Origin of the sequence: Neobacillus fumarioli NBRC 102428 (assembly GCF_001591485.1) — a bacterium.
Classification (GTDB): Bacteria; Bacillota; Bacilli; order Bacillales; family Cytobacillaceae; genus Neobacillus; species Neobacillus fumarioli.
The window spans coordinates 22,528-42,543 of record NZ_BCUZ01000001.1 but is presented as its reverse complement, the minus strand read 5'-3'; the positions used below and the strand labels follow the sequence as shown (position 1 = coordinate 42,543).

Here is a 20,016-nt window from a genome sequence, read left to right as displayed (position 1 = left end):
TCATTTCGGAGGAAATGATAATTTGGATGGAGGAGAGTGTATGTTAAATAAAATACGGCTTTGGAAGAACCAAAATAACTCTTCCACACTCCGAGATAAGATAGAAAAAATAAAAGAATTGCCTGTACCTGATCATGTTGCGATTATTATGGATGGAAATGGCCGATGGGCAAAGAAACGGGCTTTACCCCGTATCGCTGGTCATCATGAAGGCATGAAGGTTGTCCGCAAGACAACCATGCTGGCTAATGACCTCGGTATTAAAAATTTAACATTGTATGCTTTTTCGACTGAAAACTGGAAACGGCCGAAGAATGAAGTAGAATATATCATGAAACTGCCAGAGGAATTTCTAGGAACGTTTCTCCCAGAGTTAATTGAAAATAATGTCCAAGTTAAGATGATAGGGTATAAAGATCAACTGCCTTTACATACGTTAAAGGCCATCGAAAAGGCCATTGAACAAACAAAAAATAATAATGGTTTAATATTAAACTTTGCATTAAATTACGGAAGCAGGGCAGAAATTATTGATGCTGTTAAGAAGGTCTTAAATGATTATCAGCGTGGTATACTTAAAGAAGAAGATCTTGATGAAGAAAGATTTTCCTCCTATTTAATGACATCAAGTCTGCCAGACCCTGATTTATTAATTCGAACGAGCGGCGAGATTCGCCTTAGTAATTTTATGCTGTGGCAGCTTGCTTATTCGGAGTTTTGGTTTACAGATGTTTTATGGCCTGATTTTGATGAAGAACATTTTCTGAAAGCAATTGAAGCGTTTCAAAAACGTCAGCGGAGGTTCGGAGGACTTTAATGCTGGATATTCCGTTTAATCTTAAAACCATGTCTTCCTGATTGACAACAAAAAAGGATGTTGAACTTTAAATGAAGCAAAGGATCATAACTGCTGTTGCTGCAGCGGCATTATTTTTGCCAATCGTCTTTTACGGCGGACTTCCATTTGTTATATTAACGTATTTATTAGCCAGTATTGGCTTATATGAATTATTAAAAATGAAGAATCTGAATATCTTTTCTATAAATGGCTTTCTTTCCTTATTATTTCTCTGGGTCGTTATTTTTCCAGAAAAATACGAACGGGCGGCGAACTTTTTTTATTCTAAGACGGAGCTGGCAATTGCCTTTATTTTATTGCTGCTTACCTTTACGGTGATCACTAAAAATCGCTTTAATTTTGAAGATGCAGCTTTTTCTATTTTTTCCGCTCTTTATGTTGGAATTGGCTTTTACTTCTTTATCGAAACTCGTGATGCAGGACTGGTTTATATCTTTTATTCTTTATTTATGATTTGGGCGACCGACTCCGGTGCATATTTTATTGGCAAGACAATGGGAAAGAAAAAGCTATGGCCGGACATCAGCCCGAATAAAACCGTTGAAGGATCTATTGGCGGTGTTATTTGTGCCATTATAGTTGGTGTGTTATTTGCCTTATTTACGGATATACATGCAGCGATAGTCACAATAATAGGTATCACTGCCGTTTTGTCTGTTTTTGGACAAATTGGCGATCTTGTCCAATCCGCCTTTAAGCGACACTTTAATGTGAAAGATTCTGGGAATATTTTGCCTGGTCATGGAGGAATACTTGATCGCTTTGATAGTCTTTTGTTTGTGCTGCCTTTATTGCATTTTTTTCATCTTTGGTAATAAGCGTTTTGTTTAGGAGTTGACATGATTGAAAACAATAAGTTTAATGGGAGCAACAGGCTCGATCGGAACCCAAACATTGGCAATTATTCGCGAGCATCCGGAAGAATTTAAATTAGCCGCCTTTTCTGCCGGTAAAAATATTGATATAGCCCGCAAAATCATTGTGGAATTTCAACCAGAGCTAGTTTCTGTACAAAATAAAGAGGATTGTAATACATTAAAGGCAGAGTTTCCTCATATAAAGTTCACTTATGGCGATGCTGGATTAATAGAAATTGCTGTTTTTCAAAAGGCAGATCTTCTAGTCAACGCTGTTCTGGGGAGTGTAGGTTTAGACCCGACACTTCAGGCGATTGAAAGTGGAAAAACAATTGCACTTGCTAATAAAGAAACATTGGTGACCGCCGGACATTTAGTCATGGAGGCGGCCAGAAGAAATCAAGTTGCCCTCTTGCCGGTGGACAGTGAACATTCTGCAATATTTCAAGCACTTCAGGGTGAACAGGAAAAGAATATTGAACGCATTATATTAACAGCATCCGGCGGCAGTTTCCGTGACCGTACCCGAGAAGAATTGGAAAATGTGACGGTTGAAGAAGCACTTCATCATCCAAATTGGTCAATGGGTGCAAAAATTACGATTGACTCTGCAACGATGATGAATAAAGGGCTGGAAGTCATTGAAGCTCACTGGTTGTTTAATATGCCTTATGAAAAAATTAATGTGCTGCTCCATCGAGAAAGCATCATACACTCAATGGTTGAATTTCATGATTCGAGTATTATTGCACAATTAGGAACGCCAGACATGAGAGTGCCAATTCAATATGCACTTGCCTACCCTGACCGGCTCCCGCTTCCTTCAGCGAACCGCTTGAACTTGGCGAAAGTTGGAGAGCTTCATTTTCAGGAAATGGATTTTGAGAGGTTCCGTTGTTTGGAATATGCCTATACAGCAGGAAAGATCGGCGGCACAATGCCGACAGTATTGAATGCTGCAAATGAAACAGCAGTTGCTCTTTTCCTGGAAGGGAAAATTCGGTTTTTGCAGATTGAAGATTTAATTGAAAAGGCATTAAGCTCCCATAAAGCAATTGATCACCCGAGTTTAAAAGTAATTCAAGAGGCGGACAAGGAAACAAGAGAATATGTACGTTCACTTTTATAAAAAAAGGTGGTTTTATTTTTGACAACAGTTATTGCCTTTATTGTGATTTTTGGCGCTCTCGTCTTCTTTCATGAGTTTGGTCATTTCATTTTTGCCAAAAGGGCAGGTGTCCTCTGCCGAGAATTCGCAATAGGAATGGGTCCGAAGGTCTTCTCCTATAAAAGAGATGAAACAACCTATACCATAAGATTATTACCGATTGGGGGCTTTGTCCGCATGGCAGGCGAAGACCCGGAAATGGTAGAAATCAAGCCGGGCTATCGGGTTGGACTCTTATTTAATCAAGATGAAAAAGTAACCAAAATTATTTTAAATAAAAAAGAGAAATTCCCGAACAGTCGTATCGTTGAAGTAGAATATGCGGATATTGAAAAGGAATTAATTCTTAAAGGATACCCGGATGATGATGCGGAAAGCCTAAAAACTTTTTCTATTCATCCGCAGGCAGTTCTTGTGGAAAATGGGGTGGAAACACAAATTGCCCCAATTGATCGCCAATTTGGTTCTAAAACCTTGGGTCAAAGATTTATGGCTATTTTTGCCGGTCCCATGATGAATTTCGTCCTCGCTTTTATTTTGTTTGTAGTCATTGCACTCTTGCAAGGAGTGCCAACCAATGAGCCCAAATTAGGTGAGTTAACACCTGATGGTGCAGCCAAAGCAGCAGGACTGAAACAAGGAGATATAATCCAAAGTATTAATGGATTAGAAATTTCCAGTTGGTCTGATGTTGTAGAGATCATTCGCAAAAATCCGAATAAAAAACTTGACTTTTTGATTGTACGCGACGGAAAAGAAAAAGATATTGAAGTAACACCGAAAGAAAATGTGGTAGATGGGCAGAAAATAGGGATTATTGGAGTTTATAGCCCAGTAGAAAAATCACCGGTTCAAGCTGTAGCAAGCGGAGCAAAGGATACTTATTTTTGGACAACGCAAATTTTTAGCATGCTGGGGAAACTTGTAACAGGACAATTTTCCATTAATGCTCTTTCAGGGCCGGTAGGCATTTATGTGTCTACGGATGAAGTAGCCAAATCCGGTATTTATTATTTAATGAAATGGGCAGGTATTTTAAGCATCAACTTAGGGATCATGAATTTGCTTCCAATCCCTGCACTTGATGGCGGCCGGCTGATGTTCTTTGTTGTTGAAGCATTAAGAGGCAAACCAATTGACAGGCAGAAGGAAGGAATGGTTCATTTCATCGGATTTGCACTTCTCATGCTGTTAATGCTCGTCGTAACGTGGAATGATATTCAAAGATTTTTCTTGAAATAAGCGAGTGAGGAATCGCCAAATAGCGGTTCCTCATTTTTCTTAAATGGATAAAGCTTTATGTCGTAGATGCGCGAAACAGTTCGAATCCTATGATATAATTTTTAGGTATAAATAGAGATTTTTTTTTGAGGGGAGAGAAAAGCTTTGAGCGAACGTGCTTTAAGCAAAAAAGAGCGATTTCAACTCTTGCTCCAGCAGTTGAATTTGACAGAGGATGCGGTGGTTGCACACTTTCGCAATGCTCAGATTGAAAAGTTATTAGTTGAGAAAAAAGCGAAGAGCTGGCATTTTTATTTTTCACTTGAAAAAATCCTCCCTTTCGATGTTTATCTTCGATTGATCACTCAACTGGAAAGAACCTTTTCGAATATTGCTGCTGTTAGAGTGGACATTAATGCCATGGATCAAACATTTACGCCGGAATTGATTCAAGATTATTGGCGATATTGTATTCAGCAAATAGATGGTATATCCCCGCCTCTCTTAAAACTATTAAATGAGCAAATTCCAGAAATCAGCGGCTCGAGACTCAAAGTGACAGTAAGAAACGAGGCACAAGGACTGACACTTAAACGAAAATATGGGTCCATTCTTGAACGAATTTATCAATCTTTCGGTTTCCCGATTGTTTCGATTGAAACAGAGATGAAAAGCGAAGAAAAGAATGAAGAGTATGAGCAATTTTTACTCGCTAAACAAAAGGAAGATGAAGAACGTGCCTTTTTGGCGATGTCAGAAATGCAGAAACAGGAAGCTGAAAAGGAACAAATCCCTCAAGATGCCCCATCTGGTCCACTTACGATTGGTCTCACGATAAAAGATGATAGTGAGCTTCGCAGTTTAAGTGAAATAGTGGATGAAGAAAGAAGAGTTGTTGTTCAAGGGTATATTTTTGATGCGGACATTCGAGAATTGAGGAGCGGCCGTTCCCTATTAACCATTAAGATTACCGATTATACAAGCTCCATTATGGTGAAAATGTTTTCCCGTGATAAAGAGGATGCTGCTAATTTCCATCATGTGAAAAAAGGAATGTGGGTAAAAGTAAGAGGAAGCATTCAAAACGATACCTTTGTCCGTGATTTAGTGATGATTTGTAATGATATAAATGAAGTAAAGCCAGTCGAGCGAAAAGACACAGCACCGGAAAATGAAAAGCGTGTTGAGCTCCATCTTCATACCCCGATGAGCCAAATGGATGCAGTGACGCCGGTAAGCACTCTTATTGCCCAAGCAAAGAAATGGGGCCATAAAGCTATTGCGGTCACAGACCACGCTGTTGCCCAGTCATTCCCGGAAGCATTCAGTGCCGGCAAAAAGCATGATATTAAAATTATTTACGGTGTAGAAGCAAATTTAATTGATGACGGTGTACCAATTGCTTATAATGATGCTCACCGTTTACTTGCTGAAGATACTTTTGTTGTTTTTGACGTTGAAACAACAGGGCTTTCAGCTGTATATGACACGATCATTGAACTTGCAGCTGTTAAGATTAGAGGCGGCGAAATTGTCGACCGGTTTGAGTCATTTGCCAACCCGCACCATCGGCTGTCAGCAACGACTATTAACTTGACAGGCATTACAGATGATATGGTACAAAATGCTCCGGATGATGTTGACGTTTTAAGACAGTTTCATGGTTGGATTGAAGATAGTGTCTTAGTTGCACATAACGCTTCCTTTGATATGGGGTTTCTCAATGTCGGATTTAAAAAAGCTGGTTTGGAAAAAGCAAATAACCCGGTAATTGATACATTAGAATTGGGACGGTTTCTCTATCCTGAGTTGAAAAACCACCGTTTAAATACATTGGCGAAAAAATTTGATATCGAGCTAACCCAGCACCATCGTGCGATTTATGATGCAGAAGCAACCGGGTATCTGCTAATGAAAATGTTAAAAGATGCCAATGAAAAAGGAATTGAATATCATGACCAATTAAACGATTATTCAGGAAAAGGAAATGCTTATCAAAGGGCGCGCCCCTTTCACTGTACATTGTTAGCCCAGACGGAAACTGGGTTAAAGAACTTATTTAAGCTTATTTCGTTTGCGCATATTGATTATTTTTATCGTGTGCCGCGAATCCCAAGGTCTATTTTGCAAAAATATCGGGAAGGAATTCTTGTCGGCTCTGCCTGCGATAAAGGCGAAGTATTTGAAGGAATGATGCAAAAATCTCCTGAAGAAGTAGAGTCAGCGGCAAGGTTTTACGACTATTTGGAAGTAATGCCGAAACCGGTGTATGCTCCGTTAATTGAAATGGAACTGATCCGAAATGAGAAAGACCTGGAAGATATTATTAGTAAAATAGTGAAGCTTGGTGATAAATTAGGAATTCCAGTTGTGGCAACAGGAAATGTACATTATTTAAATGAAAATGATAAAATTTACCGAAAAATCCTAATTAGTTCACAGGGAGGGGCAAATCCGCTTAACCGCCATGAACTTCCTGATGTTCATTTTCGGACAACAAATGAAATGCTTGATGCTTTTCGTTTTCTGGGGGAAGAAAAAGCAAAAGAAATTGTTGTCACGAATACGAATAAAATTGCGGATATGATTGAAGCCATTAAGCCAATTAAAGATGATTTGTATACACCAAAGATTGAAGGTGCAGAAGAAGAAATGAGGCAAATGAGCTATACGATGGCTCATAAAATTTACGGTGAGCCTCTGCCGGAGATTGTCGAGGCCAGGCTTGAGAAAGAGCTGAAAAGCATCATCGGCCACGGATTTGCCGTTATTTACCTAATTGCACACAAACTTGTAAAAAAATCGCTTAATGATGGGTATCTCGTCGGTTCACGGGGTTCTGTCGGTTCATCACTGGTAGCAACAATGACGGAAATAACCGAGGTGAATCCATTGCCGCCACATTATGTCTGTCCTGATTGTAAGCATTCGGAGTTTTTTAATGACGGATCGGTTGGCTCTGGGTTTGATTTGCCTGATAAAGACTGTCCGAATTGCGGTGCCAAATATCGCAAGGATGGTCACGATATCCCATTTGAAACATTTCTTGGTTTTAAAGGGGATAAGGTACCTGATATCGATTTAAACTTCTCTGGCGAATATCAGCCGCGTGCACACGACTATACAAAGGTTTTGTTTGGCGAAGATAATGTCTATCGAGCAGGAACAATCGGTACAGTCGCTGACAAAACAGCATTTGGTTATGTAAGGGCCTATCAGCAGGAAAATAATCTGCACATACGAAATGCCGAAGTGGAAAGACTTGCTTCCGGCTGTACCGGGGTAAAACGGACTACAGGTCAGCACCCGGGAGGAATCATTGTTATTCCGGATTATATGGATGTGTTTGATTTTACACCGATCCAGTTTCCGGCCGATGATAGGACATCCGAATGGCGGACGACGCATTTTGATTTCCATTCCATCCACGATAATGTCCTAAAACTCGACATTCTCGGACATGATGATCCGACTGTTATAAGAATGCTGCAGGACTTGAGCGGTATTGATCCGAAAACGATCCCTACTGATGATCCTGAAGTGATGAAAATTTTTAGCAGTACAGAATCTCTCGGAGTAACAGAAGAGCAGATTATGTGTAAGACGGGAACTTTGGGTATACCAGAATTTGGAACTCGGTTTGTCAGACAGATGCTTGAAGATACGAAACCGACGACTTTTTCTGAACTAGTACAAATTTCAGGTCTGTCTCATGGCACAGATGTATGGCTTGGCAATGCTCAAGAATTGATTCAAAATCAAATCTGTACATTGAGTGAGGTAATTGGCTGCCGGGATGACATCATGGTTTATCTGATCTATCAGGGCCTTGAACCTTCATTTGCATTCAAAATTATGGAGTCAGTTCGAAAAGGGAAGGGACTAACTGAAGAAATGGAAGAGGAAATGCGGAAAAATGAAGTCCCGGAATGGTATATTGAATCCTGTAAAAAGATTAAATACATGTTCCCAAAAGCTCATGCTGCTGCTTACGTATTAATGGCGGTAAGGATTGCTTACTTTAAAGTCCATTTGCCGCTGTTATATTATTGTGCTTATTTTACGGTTCGGGCGGAAGATTTTGATATTGAAACGATGACACGTGGTTCTGAAGCCATTCGTGCTAAAATAGAAGAGATCAATGCAAAAGGATTAGATGCTTCGAATAAAGAAAAAAACTTATTGACTGTTCTGGAGCTCGCACTTGAAATGACTCAGCGAGGTTTCTCTTTCCAAAATTATGATCTATACAAATCGGCTGCAACAGAGTTTATTATTGACGGAAATACATTAATTCCTCCATTTAACTCGATTCCGGGTCTCGGAACGAATGCGGCGATTAATATTGTAAAAGCGAGAGAGGAAGGCGAATTTTTATCGAAAGAAGATCTTCAGCAGCGTGGTAAAGTATCAAAAACCATTCTCGAATATTTAGACAAGCAAGGCTGCTTGAAAGCTCTGCCGGAACAAAATCAACTTTCATTATTTTAAATTTAAACACCAGAACGTACCGATGTTCGGCTTTAGGAGAACTATGGAATTTGCATAAAAAACATGGTTATGGTATAGTTTTATTGGAAATACTAAAGATTACTCTCAAGTTCAAGAGTGGGGCCTTTCCCACTCTTTCGTCTTGTAATGGATTAGCTTAGCCAGATAACCGACTTTGACTACATAGAATATAGGTAAAAGTGATTGGGAAAAGGGGGTATAGCATGAGCAAGGTAACAGAAGTAGTAAGTGAACTTGCTGGACCAATTTTGCAGGAGCTCGGTTTGGAGTTAGTTGATATAGAGTATGTAAAAGAAGGAAAAAGCTGGTTTCTTCGTGTGTATATCGATAAAGAATCTGGCGTGGATATTGAGGATTGCGGTTTAGTAAGTGAGCGTCTCAGTGAAAAGCTTGATGAGGTGGACCCGATTCCACATAGCTATTTTCTTGAAGTATCTTCACCGGGTGCTGAACGTCCTCTTAAGAAAGCAAAGGATTTCGAAATGGCCATTGGCAAAAATGTGTTACTCAAAACCTATGAACCGATAGACGGTGAAAAGATCTTTGAGGGAGTCTTGTCGGCATTTGATGGCCAGACCATTGGTCTAGATGTGAAAGTAAAAGGGCGCAAGAAGAACATAGAAATTCCTTACGAAAAAGTGGCAAATGCAAGATTGGCTGTTACGTTTTCCTAAATGTACACAGATTTAGAAATTTTAAAAAAGATTAGGGGGATACAACTAAATGAGCAGCGAATTATTGGATGCTCTTACATTATTGGAAAAAGAAAAAGGTATTTCCAAGGATATTATTATTGATGCAATCGAAGCAGCGCTGATATCAGCGTATCGTCGTAATTTTAATCAAGCGCAAAATGTTCGAATTGATTTCAATTTGGAAACAGGTTCGATGCGGGTATTTGCCCGCAAAGAAGTAGTGGATGAAGTATTTGATCCTCGTTTAGAAATTTCTCTTGAAGATGCAAGACGCATTAATCCAAACTATCAAGTTGAAGATGTTGTAGAATTGGAAGTAACTCCGAAAGATTTTGGCAGAATCGCTGCTCAAACGGCTAAGCAAGTTGTTACTCAAAGAGTAAGAGAAGCAGAGCGGGGAATCATTTACTCGGAATTTATTGATCGAGAAGAAGATATCATGACTGGGATCGTGCAGCGTCTAGATTCGAAATTTATTTATGTAAGTCTTGGAAAAATCGAAGCATTGCTTCCTCAAAGTGAACAAATGCCAAATGAAAGATACCAGCCCCACGATCGAATTAAAGTTTTTATCACAAAAGTAGAAAAAACAACAAAGGGGCCGCAAATTTTTGTTTCCCGAACCCATCCAGGGCTTTTAAAACGTTTATTTGAAATCGAGGTCCCAGAAATTTATGATGGAACAGTTGAAATAAAATCCGTTGCCCGGGAAGCAGGGGATAGATCCAAAATATCTGTACACTCTGATAACCCTGAAGTAGATCCAGTAGGAGCCTGTGTCGGACCGAAGGGGGCCAGAGTTCAAGCGGTTGTTAACGAACTTAAGGGAGAAAAAATCGATATCGTCAAATGGTCGAATGATCCCGTTGTTTTTGTTGCAAATGCCCTTAGCCCTTCCAAAGTTCTCGATGTTTTGGTAAATGAGCAAGAAAAGGCTACGACTGTTATTGTTCCTGACTATCAACTGTCACTTGCGATCGGCAAACGCGGACAAAATGCCCGGTTGGCTGCTAAGTTGACAGGCTGGAAAATCGATATCAAGTCAGAAACAGAAGCACGTGATTTAGGAATCTATCCGCGCGAAGAAAATATTCGGCTTTTTGATAATCAGGATGAACATGAACCTGAATATGATGAAGAGATCGAATAAGGAGAGGTGAATGATGATGAACAGACCAAGAAAAGTTCCTATGCGTAAATGTGTAGCAACAGGGGAAATGAGGCCGAAAAAAGAACTCGTTCGCATCGTTCGCACGAAAGAAGGAGAAGTATCAATTGATTTGACGGGGAAGAAGTCAGGAAGGGGCGCATACCTTTCAAAAAATAAAGAAGCTATTTTACAGGCCAAGAAAAAAAATATACTAGCTAGCCATTTAGAAGTGAATATAAATGACTCGTTATATGATGAATTACTTGAACTAATTGAGAAGGAGAACTGACCATCCAATGTCAGATCATCAATGGATGTCATTGCTTGGCATAGCCAATCGAGCAGGGAAAGTCATTTCGGGTGAGGAGTTGACCGTAAAGCAAATCCGCCGCGGAAATGTAAAACTCATTTTATTATCCGCAGATGCATCTCGAAATACGGCAAAAAAAATTACAGATAAATGTAATTCGTATGAGGTTCCATTGAAAATTGTGGAAAACCGTCATCTTCTTGGTCAAGCGATTGGTAAAGAAGCCCGCGTTGTTGCAGCTGTTATGGATGATGGATTTGCTAATAAACTGGTAACGTTGCTCGATTAAATCTAGCGGGGGTGAAAACAATGAGTAAAATACGTGTTTATGAGTATGCAAAAAAACACAATATTTCAAGTAAAGAAATTATCACGAAATTAAAAGAAATGAATATAGAGGTTTCTAACCATATGGCAACATTAGAAGAAGGAGACATCAAGAAACTTGATGCTGCTTACAATCATCAAGAAGCAAACGCGGGAAAACAAAAGCAGATAAATCATTCACAGGAGAAAAAAGCGGGGCAAACCCAGCAAAAAAGACAGCAAAAGCAGGGGAAAAATCCGCAGCAAAAACAAGGAAACAACCCTCATGCTAAACGTCAAAATGTCACTTCAGAACAGCAACAACAGCATAAAAAACCGAATGTACAGCCGAAAATGGTAGCAAAAGCTTTTGAGGATGATGATGATCATATTGTTGTTCCAACTAAGGTAAAAGTGCCAGTACCGCCCAAGAATAAAGAGGGTAAGAAGCACGATCAGGAATACCAATCGAAAGAAAATAAAGCTTTTCAATCCGGAAAAGGGAAAAATAAATCTTTTTCAAATCAAAATCGCAATCAAAACAAGAAGAAAAATCAGCAGCATACTCATCAGCAAGCGCCGCAAAAGAAAAAAGAAAAAGAATTGCCGGCAAAAATTACTTTTAGTGAGTCTTTAACGGTTGCTGAACTTGCAAAAAAATTGCACCGTGAACCTTCTGAAATCATTAAGAAGCTATTTCTACTCGGTGTTATGGCAACGATTAATCAAGTAATCGATAAAGATGCCATTGAACTCATTGCTAGCGAATATGGTGTTGAAGTTGAGGAAGAAATCAAGGTTGATACAACAGATTTAGAGATTTACTTTACAGAAGATGCTCCGGAAGATTTAGTAGAGCGTCCTGCTGTTGTAACTATTATGGGTCACGTTGACCATGGGAAAACGACATTGCTTGATTCCATTCGGAATACAAAAGTTACCGAAGGAGAAGCAGGCGGGATTACCCAGCATATTGGAGCTTATCAGGTAATTGAAAACGGAAAGAAAATTACATTCCTTGATACACCGGGACATGCCGCGTTTACAACAATGCGTGCCCGTGGTGCACAAATCACCGATATTACAGTTCTTGTTGTTGCGGCAGATGACGGTGTTATGCCACAAACCATTGAGGCTATTAACCATGCTAAAGCAGCAAAAGTTCCGATTATTGTTGCCGTTAATAAAATTGATAAACCTGCAGCAAATCCGGATCGCGTTATGCAGGAATTGACAGAACACGGTCTTGTAGCAGAGGCTTGGGGCGGCGACACCATCTTTGTGAATCTTTCTGCAAAAACTGGTGAAGGCATAGACAATCTATTAGAAATGATTTTGTTAGTAAGTGAAGTAGAAGAATATAAAGCAAATCCTAATCGAAATGCTGTTGGAACAGTAATAGAGGCAAGATTGGATAAAGGCAGAGGTTCTGTCGCTACTTTACTTGTTCAAAATGGTACATTAAAAATCGGCGATCCGATTGTAGTAGGCAATACCTACGGCCGCGTCCGCGCAATGGTAAATGATAATGGCCGGCGTGTAAAGGAAGCAGGTCCATCAACACCTGTTGAAATTACCGGTTTAAATGAAGTTCCTCAGGCAGGCGATCGATTTGTCGTATTTGATGATGAAAAAACAGCACGTCAAATTGGTGAAGCCCGTGCTCAGCATGCACTTGCAGCACACCGTGGTGAAAAATCGCGTGTAAGTCTTGATAATCTTTTTGAACAATTGAAGCAAGGAGAAATGAAAGACTTAAATATTATCATTAAAGCCGATGTTCAAGGCTCAGCTGAGGCCCTTGCTGCTTCATTGCAGAAAATCGATGTTGAGGGTGTGAACATTAAAATTATTCACAGTGGTACAGGTGCGATTAATGAATCGGATATCACACTTGCTTCTGCATCCAATGCCATCGTAATTGGCTTTAATGTCCGTCCGGATGCAAACGCCAAACGTGCTGCCGAAGCAGAAAATGTAGATGTCCGTCTGCATCGTATTATTTATAAAGTCATTGAAGAAATGGAAGCGGCTATGAAAGGATTACTTGATCCGGAATTTCAAGAGAAAATTATCGGTCAAGCTGAAGTTCGCCAGACTTTTAAAGTTTCCAAGGTTGGAACGATTGCCGGTTCCTATGTAACGGATGGTAAAATTACACGTGATAGCGGTATTCGTGTCATTCGTAACGGTGTTGTCATTTTTGAAGGTGAAATTGATGCCTTAAAACGATTTAAAGATGATGCCAAAGAAGTTTCTCAAGGCTATGAATGCGGGATCACCATTAAGAACTTTAATGATATTAAAGAAGGCGACATCATTGAAGCGTATGTAATGGAAGAAGTGGAGCGCAAGTGATCATCGGCGCTGCCGTAGTTGAATGCATCATTTATGATGCTCATTCTTTAAAAGAAAAACGGGCTGTCCTTCAGCGGATTATAACCCGTTTAAAACAAAAGTTTAATGTTTCTGTAGCTGAGGTGGGCTATTTGGATGTATGGCAGCGTACTAGTATTGCCATTGCAGCCGTGACTGCTGCACGATCAGCCACAGAACAGGAGTTGCAAAACGCGTTAAAATTTATTGATTCGTTCCCGGAAATTGAAAGAACGATCACCGAGATTGAATGGCTTTAACGTATGGGGTGAATGTAATGAGCCTAAGAGCAAATCGTGTTGGAGAACAAATGAAAAAAGAATTAAGTGACATAATTGGCCGTAAATTGAAAGACCCCCGGATTGGCTTTGTAACTGTAACCGATGTACAAGTAACCGGCGATCTTCAGCAAGCAAAAGTATTCATCTCTGTACTAGGTGACGATGAACAAAAAGAAAATACGTTAAAAGGGCTTGCAAAAGCGAAAGGGTTTATCAGAACAGAAATTGGCCATCGCATTCGACTGCGAAAAACACCGGAAATTATTTTTGAATTCGATGAATCTATCGATTATGGAAACCGAATTGAAACACTGCTGCACCAGCTTCATACGGATGAAAATGAATCACCAGAAGAATGAGCCAATAGCAGAATAGATTATGATGGATAGACAATTTGTCTATCCATTTTTGTTCGGGCAAGCCTAGAAGGACCAAAGGAAAGGAATGGAGAGTTTTAAGTGGAAGGAATTTTACCATTATATAAGCCTGCAGGGTTAACAAGCCATGATTGTGTTTTTAAGCTTAGAAAAATTTTAAAAACGAAAAAAATCGGCCATACTGGAACACTTGATCCTGATGTTACAGGAGTTCTTCCTATTTGTATTGGAAAAGCGACAAAGGTGGCAGAATACATTACAGATGCAGGAAAAGCCTATGAAGGAGAAGTGACGATTGGATTTTCCACAACAACAGATGATGCTTCTGGAGAGATAGTGGAGAAAAAAGCGGTAAAGCGGGTCATTTCAAGGGACGAAATTCAACATGTGCTGGATTCATTAACTGGTGAAATTGTCCAAATTCCGCCGATGTATTCAGCTGTGAAAGTAGGTGGCATCCGTTTGTATGAATATGCCCGAAAGGGAATCGAAGTAGAGCGCCCCTCACGAAAGGTGAAAATTTATTCGATTGACTTGATGGATGACCGAAACGAATTTTCTGGAGAGACGTTTTCATTTCGTTTTAGAGTCAGCTGCAGCAAAGGAACTTATATTCGTACCTTAGCAGTCATGATTGGGGAACATTTAGGGTATCCAGCTCATATGTCACAATTAACACGCATCCAATCTGCCTCCTTTACATTAAAAGACTGTTTGACATTTGAAGAAGTTCAAAGCCTTATGGACGAAGGAATACTGGAGAAGTATTTAAAACCATTGGAAGAAGCCCTTTCCCATTTGCCGAAATGGAAGATAAGTGATAAAGTAGCAGAGAAAGTGAAAAATGGTGCATTACTGAAAATACCTGACCATTTAAAATGCAGTGACGAACCAATTGTGATTAAAAATACGGATGGGCTGGCTCTTGCCATCTATGTAAAACATCCAAAGAACCCGGAACTTCTTAAGCCTGCCAAGGTATTAAGAAATGATGTGAATTAAACTCGAGAATTAGAAAAGGTGAGTTTCAATTGGAAGTAAGAAGGCTGACATTTCCATTAAACATAGAGAAAGATGAATTTCCTCCATTAGCAATGGCTCTCGGTTATTTTGACGGGGTACATCGAGGACATGCCGAAGTCATTGCAAAAGCAAAAAGTGAGGCAGCGGAAAAGGGACTGCAAAGTGCGGTCATGACATTTCATCCCCATCCATCAGTAGTTTTGGGAAGAAAAGAACAGCATATTCAATATATTACTCCTCTGCCTGATAAGATTGAAATTTTAAAAGCAGAAGGTATTGATTATCTGTTTATTGTTCATTTTACAACCGATTTCGCTAATCTATTGCCACAGGAATTTGTTGATCAATTTATTATTGGTCTAAATGTCAAACATGTTGTTGCTGGTTTTGACTTTACATATGGCAGAATGGGAAAAGGAACAATGGAAACTTTGCCATTCCATTCAAGAGAAAAGTTTACGTACTCTGTTGTTCCAAAATTAACGAAAGGCAATGAAAAGATTAGCTCAACAAGAATCCGCAGTCTGATTAAATCTGGAAGAACAGCAGAACTTCCAGATTTACTTGGCCGGTTTTATACGACGGCAGGAGTTGTCATTCATGGAGACAAGCGCGGCAGAACGATAGGGTTTCCAACAGCAAATGTTAGTTTAAATGATGACTATATCATTCCACTGACAGGTGTTTATGCTGTAAGAATGAAGGTACACCAAAGATGGTATAATGGGGTTTGTAATGTGGGATATAAACCAACTTTTCATAAGGACGCTTCGGAGTTGTCCATTGAAGTTCATTTATTTGACTTTTCCCAAGATATTTATGACGAAAAGGTTGTGATTGAATGGCATCAATTTATACGAAAGGAACAAAAGTTTTCCGGAATACAAGAACTGGTCACACAGATCGAAAAGGACAAAGAGACAGCTATTCAATATTTTTCAGATAAACAGCAAACATTCCGATGACAATAGATCCAAATTTATTTACTTTATACATGTTTTAACTTGCATTTTGAGTTAAAACATTGTATTCTTAAATACGTATTAAAAATAACCTTTGCTTGGCATGTCGAATCACCGGCGCTTGCTCGGCAACAGGGGATTTGTATAATAGGAGGTGAACATGGATGGCACTATCACAAGAACGTAAAAACGAAATCATCAATGAGTTTAAAACGCATGAAAACGACACAGGATCTGCAGAAGTTCAAATTGCTGTCCTTACTGAACAAATCAACATTTTGAATGATCACTTACGCATTCACAAAAAGGATCATCACTCACGCCGCGGTCTTTTGAAAATGGTTGGTAAGCGTCGTAATCTTTTAACTTACCTTCGTAATAAAGACGTTCAACGTTACCGTGAGTTAATCAATAAGCTTGGTTTACGTCGTTAGTTACAGAAGCGGGATTTTTCCCGCTTTTTTGTTAGTTTAAAATTAATAAGCTGAAGTTAAACAAAAATAAAGAATTTTTTATACATATTTTAACTTAAGGCTATTTGGTGCATACTATAATTAATTTGGATGAAATAATGAGCTTTTTAAAGCTTTTTTTATATGATTTTTCTTTAGAATGATGATACAAGCGAAACCATTTTCGCATCATCCTCCAGAGTGATTGAAATAGAGAGGGGTAAAAATATGGAGCAACAGAAACATGTGTATTCCATGGATTGGGCTGGACGCAAGTTAACAGTTGAAATCGGCCAGCTGGCAAAACAGGCCAATGGCGCCGTCCTGGTTCGTTACGGTGACTCAGCCGTTTTAAGCACAGCAACCGCTTCTAAGGAACCAAAAAATCTGGATTTTTTTCCTTTAACGGTTAATTATGAGGAACGCCTTTATGCAGTTGGGAAAATTCCCGGAGGTTTTATTAAACGTGAAGGACGCCCTAGTGAAAAAGCTATTTTAGCAAGCAGATTAATTGACCGTCCAATACGGCCGATGTTTGCAGAGGGATTTCGCAATGACGTTCAAGTTATCAGCATCGTAATGAGTGTGGATCAGGATTGTTCAACAGAAATGGCTGCCATGTTCGGGTCATCTTTGGCACTTTCTTATTCTGATATTCCGTTTGAAGGACCAATTGCCGGAGTCATTGTAGGACGTGTAAATAATGAGTTTGTGATCAACCCGACCGTAGACCAAGCTGAAAAGAGCGATATCCATTTAACTGTGGCGGGAACAAAAGACGCGATTAACATGGTAGAAGCCGGTGCAAATGAAGTTCCGGAAGAAGTAATGCTTGAAGCTATCATGTTTGGCCATGAAGAAATTAAAAAGCTGATTGCTTTTCAGGAGAAAATTGTTGCTGAAATCGGCAAAGAGAAAATGCAGGTCACTTTATACGAAATTGACCCGGAACTTGAGGCTGAGGTAAGAGAACTATGTGAAGCTGACATGGTGAAAGCAATCCAAGTTCAAGAAAAGCATGCTCGTGAGGATGCAATTAACGCAGTAAAAAATCAAGTTTTGGCAAAATATGAGGAACAAGAAGCTACAGAGGAAGACCTGAAGCAGGTTAAAGAAATTTTGGACAAGATTGTCAAAGGTGAAGTCCGTCGTTTAATTACCGTTGAAAAGATCCGTCCGGACGGCCGCAAAATTGATGAAATTCGTCCGTTATCCTCTCAAGTAGGGATTCTGCCGCGTACACATGGATCCGGGTTGTTTACTCGCGGACAGACGCAGGCGTTATCGATCTGTACGCTTGGTGCACTGGGTGATGTGCAAATTCTTGATGGTCTTGGAATTGAAGAAGAGAAGCGCTTTATGCATCATTATAACTTTCCTTCCTTTAGTGTCGGAGAAACGGGTCCAATTCGAGGGCCTGGCCGCCGCGAAATTGGACATGGTGCACTTGGTGAACGGGCATTGGAGCCTGTTGTCCCATCTGAGAAAGAATTTCCTTATACGATTCGTCTTGTTTCTGAAGTGCTTGAATCTAATGGCTCCACTTCACAGGCAAGTATTTGCGCCAGCACATTAGCGATGATGGATGCAGGGGTTCCGATTAAAGCGCCGGTTGCAGGTATTGCAATGGGGCTTGTAAAATCAGGTGAACATTATACGGTCCTTACCGATATTCAAGGAATGGAAGACCACCTTGGAGACATGGATTTCAAGGTTGCCGGGACAGCAAAAGGGGTTACCGCGCTGCAAATGGATATTAAAATTAAAGGGCTCTCTCGTGAGATTCTTGAAGAGGCTCTTCAACAGGCAAAAGTGGGAAGAATGCAAATCTTGGAATCAATGCTTGCCACTCTTGCTGCTCCAAGACCACAGCTGTCTAAATTTGCTCCTAAAATTTTGACGATGACCATTAACCCGGATAAAATTCGTGATGTCATCGGTCCTAGTGGAAAACAAATCAATAAGATCATCGAAGAAACCGGGGTTAAAATAGATATTGAGCAAGATGGTACCATTTTTATCGCATCAGCCGATCCAGAAATGAACCAGAAAGCGAAGAAAATTATCGAAGACATCGTCCGTGAGGTAGAAGTAGGACAATATTATCTTGGCAAAGTAAAACGTATTGAAAAGTTTGGTGCATTTGTGGAACTATTCCCTGGCAAAGATGGACTTGTCCATATTTCCGAACTTGCCGAAGAGCGTGTAGGAAAAGTAGAAGATGTTGTGAAAATCGGCGATGAACTTTTAGTAAAAGTAACGGAAATTGATAAGCAAGGACGTGTGAATCTTTCTCGTAAAGTTGTATTAAAAGAGAACCGGGAAAAGGCAGAAGAAGCGCGTTCGTAAGTTAAGGCTTAAAAAGCTAATCAGATAACGCAAGTCAGGGCCAATACCCTGACTTTTTCCATGACCACATCGCCAAGTTGCGTTCTACCTTGTCCTCCTCCTTCATAATCTGTATAGAAGGGGGAAAGAAAGAATGAAAAAGGCCAGTATTTTTATTTTTCTTAGTTTGGCAGGATTTCTCTTGGTGTTCAACCCAACCGTAAGTAATTATGTAGATTTGTTAATAGTGAATAACCTTTCTGTAAGTAAACAGACAGATTCTTTATATCAAAGCATCTTGAATCATAAGGATTCCTATGAAAAACCGCCTATTGATGCGAAGGTGGATCCAATATGGAAGGCAATTCCGGGCTATAATGGCCTGAAAGTTGATATAAATGCATCCTATAAAAACATGAAAACAAAAGGTGTTTTTGACAGTACGAAATTAGTTTATAAGCAAATCAAGCCAAAAGTGCATTTGAATGATTTGCCCCCATCCCCCATTTACCGGGGCAATCCTGATAAACCAATGGTCTCGTTTATTATTAATGTTGCCTGGGGGAATGAATATCTGTCTGATATACTTGCTACTTTGAAAAAACATCATATAAAGGCGAGTTTCTTTTTAGAAGGGAATTGGGTGAAAAAAAATCCCGAACTGGCAAAAATGATTGTAAGTGCCGGTCATGAGGTAGGCAATCATTCCTATTCCCATCCTGATATGGCACGGCTTCCTGCCGCGGAAGCAAGGGAGCAATTAATAAAAACAAATGAAGTAATTGAGGCGGCAACAGGGAAAGAATGTACATTGTTCGCACCGCCAAGCGGAAGCTTTCGTGATGAAACTGTAAAAGTTGCTTATGAACTTCATATGAAGACGATTATGTGGACGGTTGACACAATCGACTGGCAAAAGCCTTCACCGGAAACACTCATTAACCGTGTGATCAGCAAAATTGATAATGGTTCAATGGTATTGATGCATCCTACAGAAGCAACAGCAAAATCACTTGATCGATTAATTACCTTAATCGAACAAAAGCATTTAAAAATAGGTCCGGTTTCTGAATTATTAAATGAAGAAAGAATATTAAATTAATCTCTCTAAAAGTTGGAGAAAATAGACCTAACAATTA

17 protein-coding genes are annotated in these 20,016 nt (G+C 39.7%); all 17 read left to right on the top strand.

Translation table 11 applies throughout. The features are described from left to right. Positions 1-40: 40 nt before the first annotated feature. The 17 genes from uppS to BFU02S_RS00115 all read left to right on the top strand — a co-directional run bounded on the left by uppS (position 41) and on the right by BFU02S_RS00115 (position 19,979). On the top strand, positions 41-817 hold the full coding sequence (gene uppS / locus BFU02S_RS00195; protein WP_066364973.1) for an undecaprenyl pyrophosphate synthase: 777 nt from the start codon (positions 41-43) through the stop codon (positions 815-817). 71 nt (positions 818-888) lie between these two features. Beyond that, on the top strand, positions 889-1,674 hold the full coding sequence (locus tag BFU02S_RS00190) for a phosphatidate cytidylyltransferase (RefSeq protein ID WP_066364970.1): 786 nt from the start codon (positions 889-891) through the stop codon (positions 1,672-1,674). Between the two features lie 28 nt (positions 1,675-1,702). Continuing rightward, positions 1,703-2,845, top strand: a complete 1,143-nt coding sequence (dxr, locus tag BFU02S_RS00185; protein WP_066364967.1) for a 1-deoxy-D-xylulose-5-phosphate reductoisomerase — start codon at positions 1,703-1,705, stop codon at positions 2,843-2,845. An 18-nt stretch (positions 2,846-2,863) separates the two neighbouring features. Continuing rightward, positions 2,864-4,126, top strand: coding sequence for an RIP metalloprotease RseP (gene rseP / locus BFU02S_RS00180; RefSeq protein ID WP_066364965.1), 1,263 nt, complete (start codon positions 2,864-2,866; stop codon positions 4,124-4,126). Between the two features lie 144 nt (positions 4,127-4,270). Then, a complete protein-coding gene (locus BFU02S_RS00175) occupies positions 4,271-8,596 on the top strand; it encodes a PolC-type DNA polymerase III (RefSeq protein ID WP_066364963.1) in 4,326 nt (1,441 codons plus the stop codon). Positions 8,597-8,820: 224 nt separating this feature from the next. Beyond that, positions 8,821-9,291 (top strand): ribosome maturation factor RimP, encoded by a 471-nt coding sequence (rimP, locus tag BFU02S_RS00170; RefSeq protein WP_066364959.1) that lies wholly within the window; start codon positions 8,821-8,823, stop codon positions 9,289-9,291. Positions 9,292-9,340: 49 nt separating this feature from the next. Further along, entirely contained in the window at positions 9,341-10,462 is a 1,122-nt protein-coding gene (gene nusA, locus BFU02S_RS00165) for a transcription termination factor NusA (protein ID WP_066364956.1), read from the top strand. A 16-nt stretch (positions 10,463-10,478) separates the two neighbouring features. Then, the gene (gene rnpM / locus BFU02S_RS00160) at positions 10,479-10,751 is read left to right on the top strand and encodes an RNase P modulator RnpM (protein WP_066365156.1); all 273 of its coding nucleotides are present in this window, start codon (positions 10,479-10,481) and stop codon (positions 10,749-10,751) included. Between the two features lie 7 nt (positions 10,752-10,758). Beyond that, on the top strand, positions 10,759-11,061 hold the full coding sequence (locus BFU02S_RS00155) for a YlxQ family RNA-binding protein (protein WP_066364953.1): 303 nt from the start codon (positions 10,759-10,761) through the stop codon (positions 11,059-11,061). Positions 11,062-11,081: 20 nt separating this feature from the next. Then, on the top strand, positions 11,082-13,436 hold the full coding sequence (gene infB / locus BFU02S_RS00150) for a translation initiation factor IF-2 (protein WP_066364949.1): 2,355 nt from the start codon (positions 11,082-11,084) through the stop codon (positions 13,434-13,436). Continuing rightward, on the top strand, positions 13,433-13,714 hold the full coding sequence (locus BFU02S_RS00145) for a DUF503 domain-containing protein (RefSeq protein ID WP_157075825.1): 282 nt from the start codon (positions 13,433-13,435) through the stop codon (positions 13,712-13,714). Before infB ends, BFU02S_RS00145 begins: the two co-directional genes overlap by 4 nt. A 17-nt stretch (positions 13,715-13,731) precedes the next feature. Beyond that, positions 13,732-14,094, top strand: coding sequence for a 30S ribosome-binding factor RbfA (gene rbfA, locus BFU02S_RS00140; RefSeq protein ID WP_066364945.1), 363 nt, complete (start codon positions 13,732-13,734; stop codon positions 14,092-14,094). A gap of 99 nt (positions 14,095-14,193) precedes the next feature. Next, a complete protein-coding gene (gene truB, locus BFU02S_RS00135; protein ID WP_066364942.1) occupies positions 14,194-15,114 on the top strand; it encodes a tRNA pseudouridine(55) synthase TruB in 921 nt (306 codons plus the stop codon). Positions 15,115-15,143: 29 nt separating this feature from the next. Beyond that, positions 15,144-16,100 carry a bifunctional riboflavin kinase/FAD synthetase gene (ribF, locus tag BFU02S_RS00130; RefSeq protein ID WP_066364940.1) on the top strand — a complete coding sequence of 319 codons (957 nt, stop codon included), beginning with the start codon at positions 15,144-15,146 and terminating at the stop codon, positions 16,098-16,100. A 161-nt stretch (positions 16,101-16,261) separates the two neighbouring features. Further along, positions 16,262-16,531 (top strand): 30S ribosomal protein S15, encoded by a 270-nt coding sequence (rpsO, locus tag BFU02S_RS00125; RefSeq protein ID WP_066364939.1) that lies wholly within the window; start codon positions 16,262-16,264, stop codon positions 16,529-16,531. Positions 16,532-16,777: 246 nt separating this feature from the next. Then, complete coding sequence (gene pnp / locus BFU02S_RS00120; protein ID WP_066364938.1) at positions 16,778-18,898, top strand: polyribonucleotide nucleotidyltransferase; 2,121 nt, start codon at positions 16,778-16,780, stop codon at positions 18,896-18,898. Between the two features lie 133 nt (positions 18,899-19,031). Continuing rightward, positions 19,032-19,979 carry a polysaccharide deacetylase family protein gene (locus BFU02S_RS00115; RefSeq protein WP_066364935.1) on the top strand — a complete coding sequence of 316 codons (948 nt, stop codon included), beginning with the start codon at positions 19,032-19,034 and terminating at the stop codon, positions 19,977-19,979. The last annotated feature ends 37 nt before the right edge of the window (positions 19,980-20,016 follow it).

Excerpts from the sequence above, each read along its gene's own strand:
- uppS (WP_066364973.1), top strand. The coding sequence starts at position 41 with ATGTTAAATAAAATACGGCTTTGGAAGAACCAAAATAACTCTTCCACA.
- BFU02S_RS00190 (WP_066364970.1), top strand. The coding sequence starts at position 889 with ATGAAGCAAAGGATCATAACTGCTGTTGCTGCAGCGGCATTATTTTTG.
- rimP (WP_066364959.1), top strand. The coding sequence starts at position 8,821 with ATGAGCAAGGTAACAGAAGTAGTAAGTGAACTTGCTGGACCAATTTTG.
- nusA (WP_066364956.1), top strand. The coding sequence starts at position 9,341 with ATGAGCAGCGAATTATTGGATGCTCTTACATTATTGGAAAAAGAAAAA.
- rnpM (WP_066365156.1), top strand. The coding sequence starts at position 10,479 with ATGAACAGACCAAGAAAAGTTCCTATGCGTAAATGTGTAGCAACAGGG.
- BFU02S_RS00155 (WP_066364953.1), top strand. The coding sequence starts at position 10,759 with ATGTCAGATCATCAATGGATGTCATTGCTTGGCATAGCCAATCGAGCA.
- infB (WP_066364949.1), top strand. The coding sequence starts at position 11,082 with ATGAGTAAAATACGTGTTTATGAGTATGCAAAAAAACACAATATTTCA.
- rbfA (WP_066364945.1), top strand. The coding sequence starts at position 13,732 with ATGAGCCTAAGAGCAAATCGTGTTGGAGAACAAATGAAAAAAGAATTA.
- rpsO (WP_066364939.1), top strand. The coding sequence starts at position 16,262 with ATGGCACTATCACAAGAACGTAAAAACGAAATCATCAATGAGTTTAAA.
- pnp (WP_066364938.1), top strand. The coding sequence starts at position 16,778 with ATGGAGCAACAGAAACATGTGTATTCCATGGATTGGGCTGGACGCAAG.
- BFU02S_RS00115 (WP_066364935.1), top strand. The coding sequence starts at position 19,032 with ATGAAAAAGGCCAGTATTTTTATTTTTCTTAGTTTGGCAGGATTTCTC.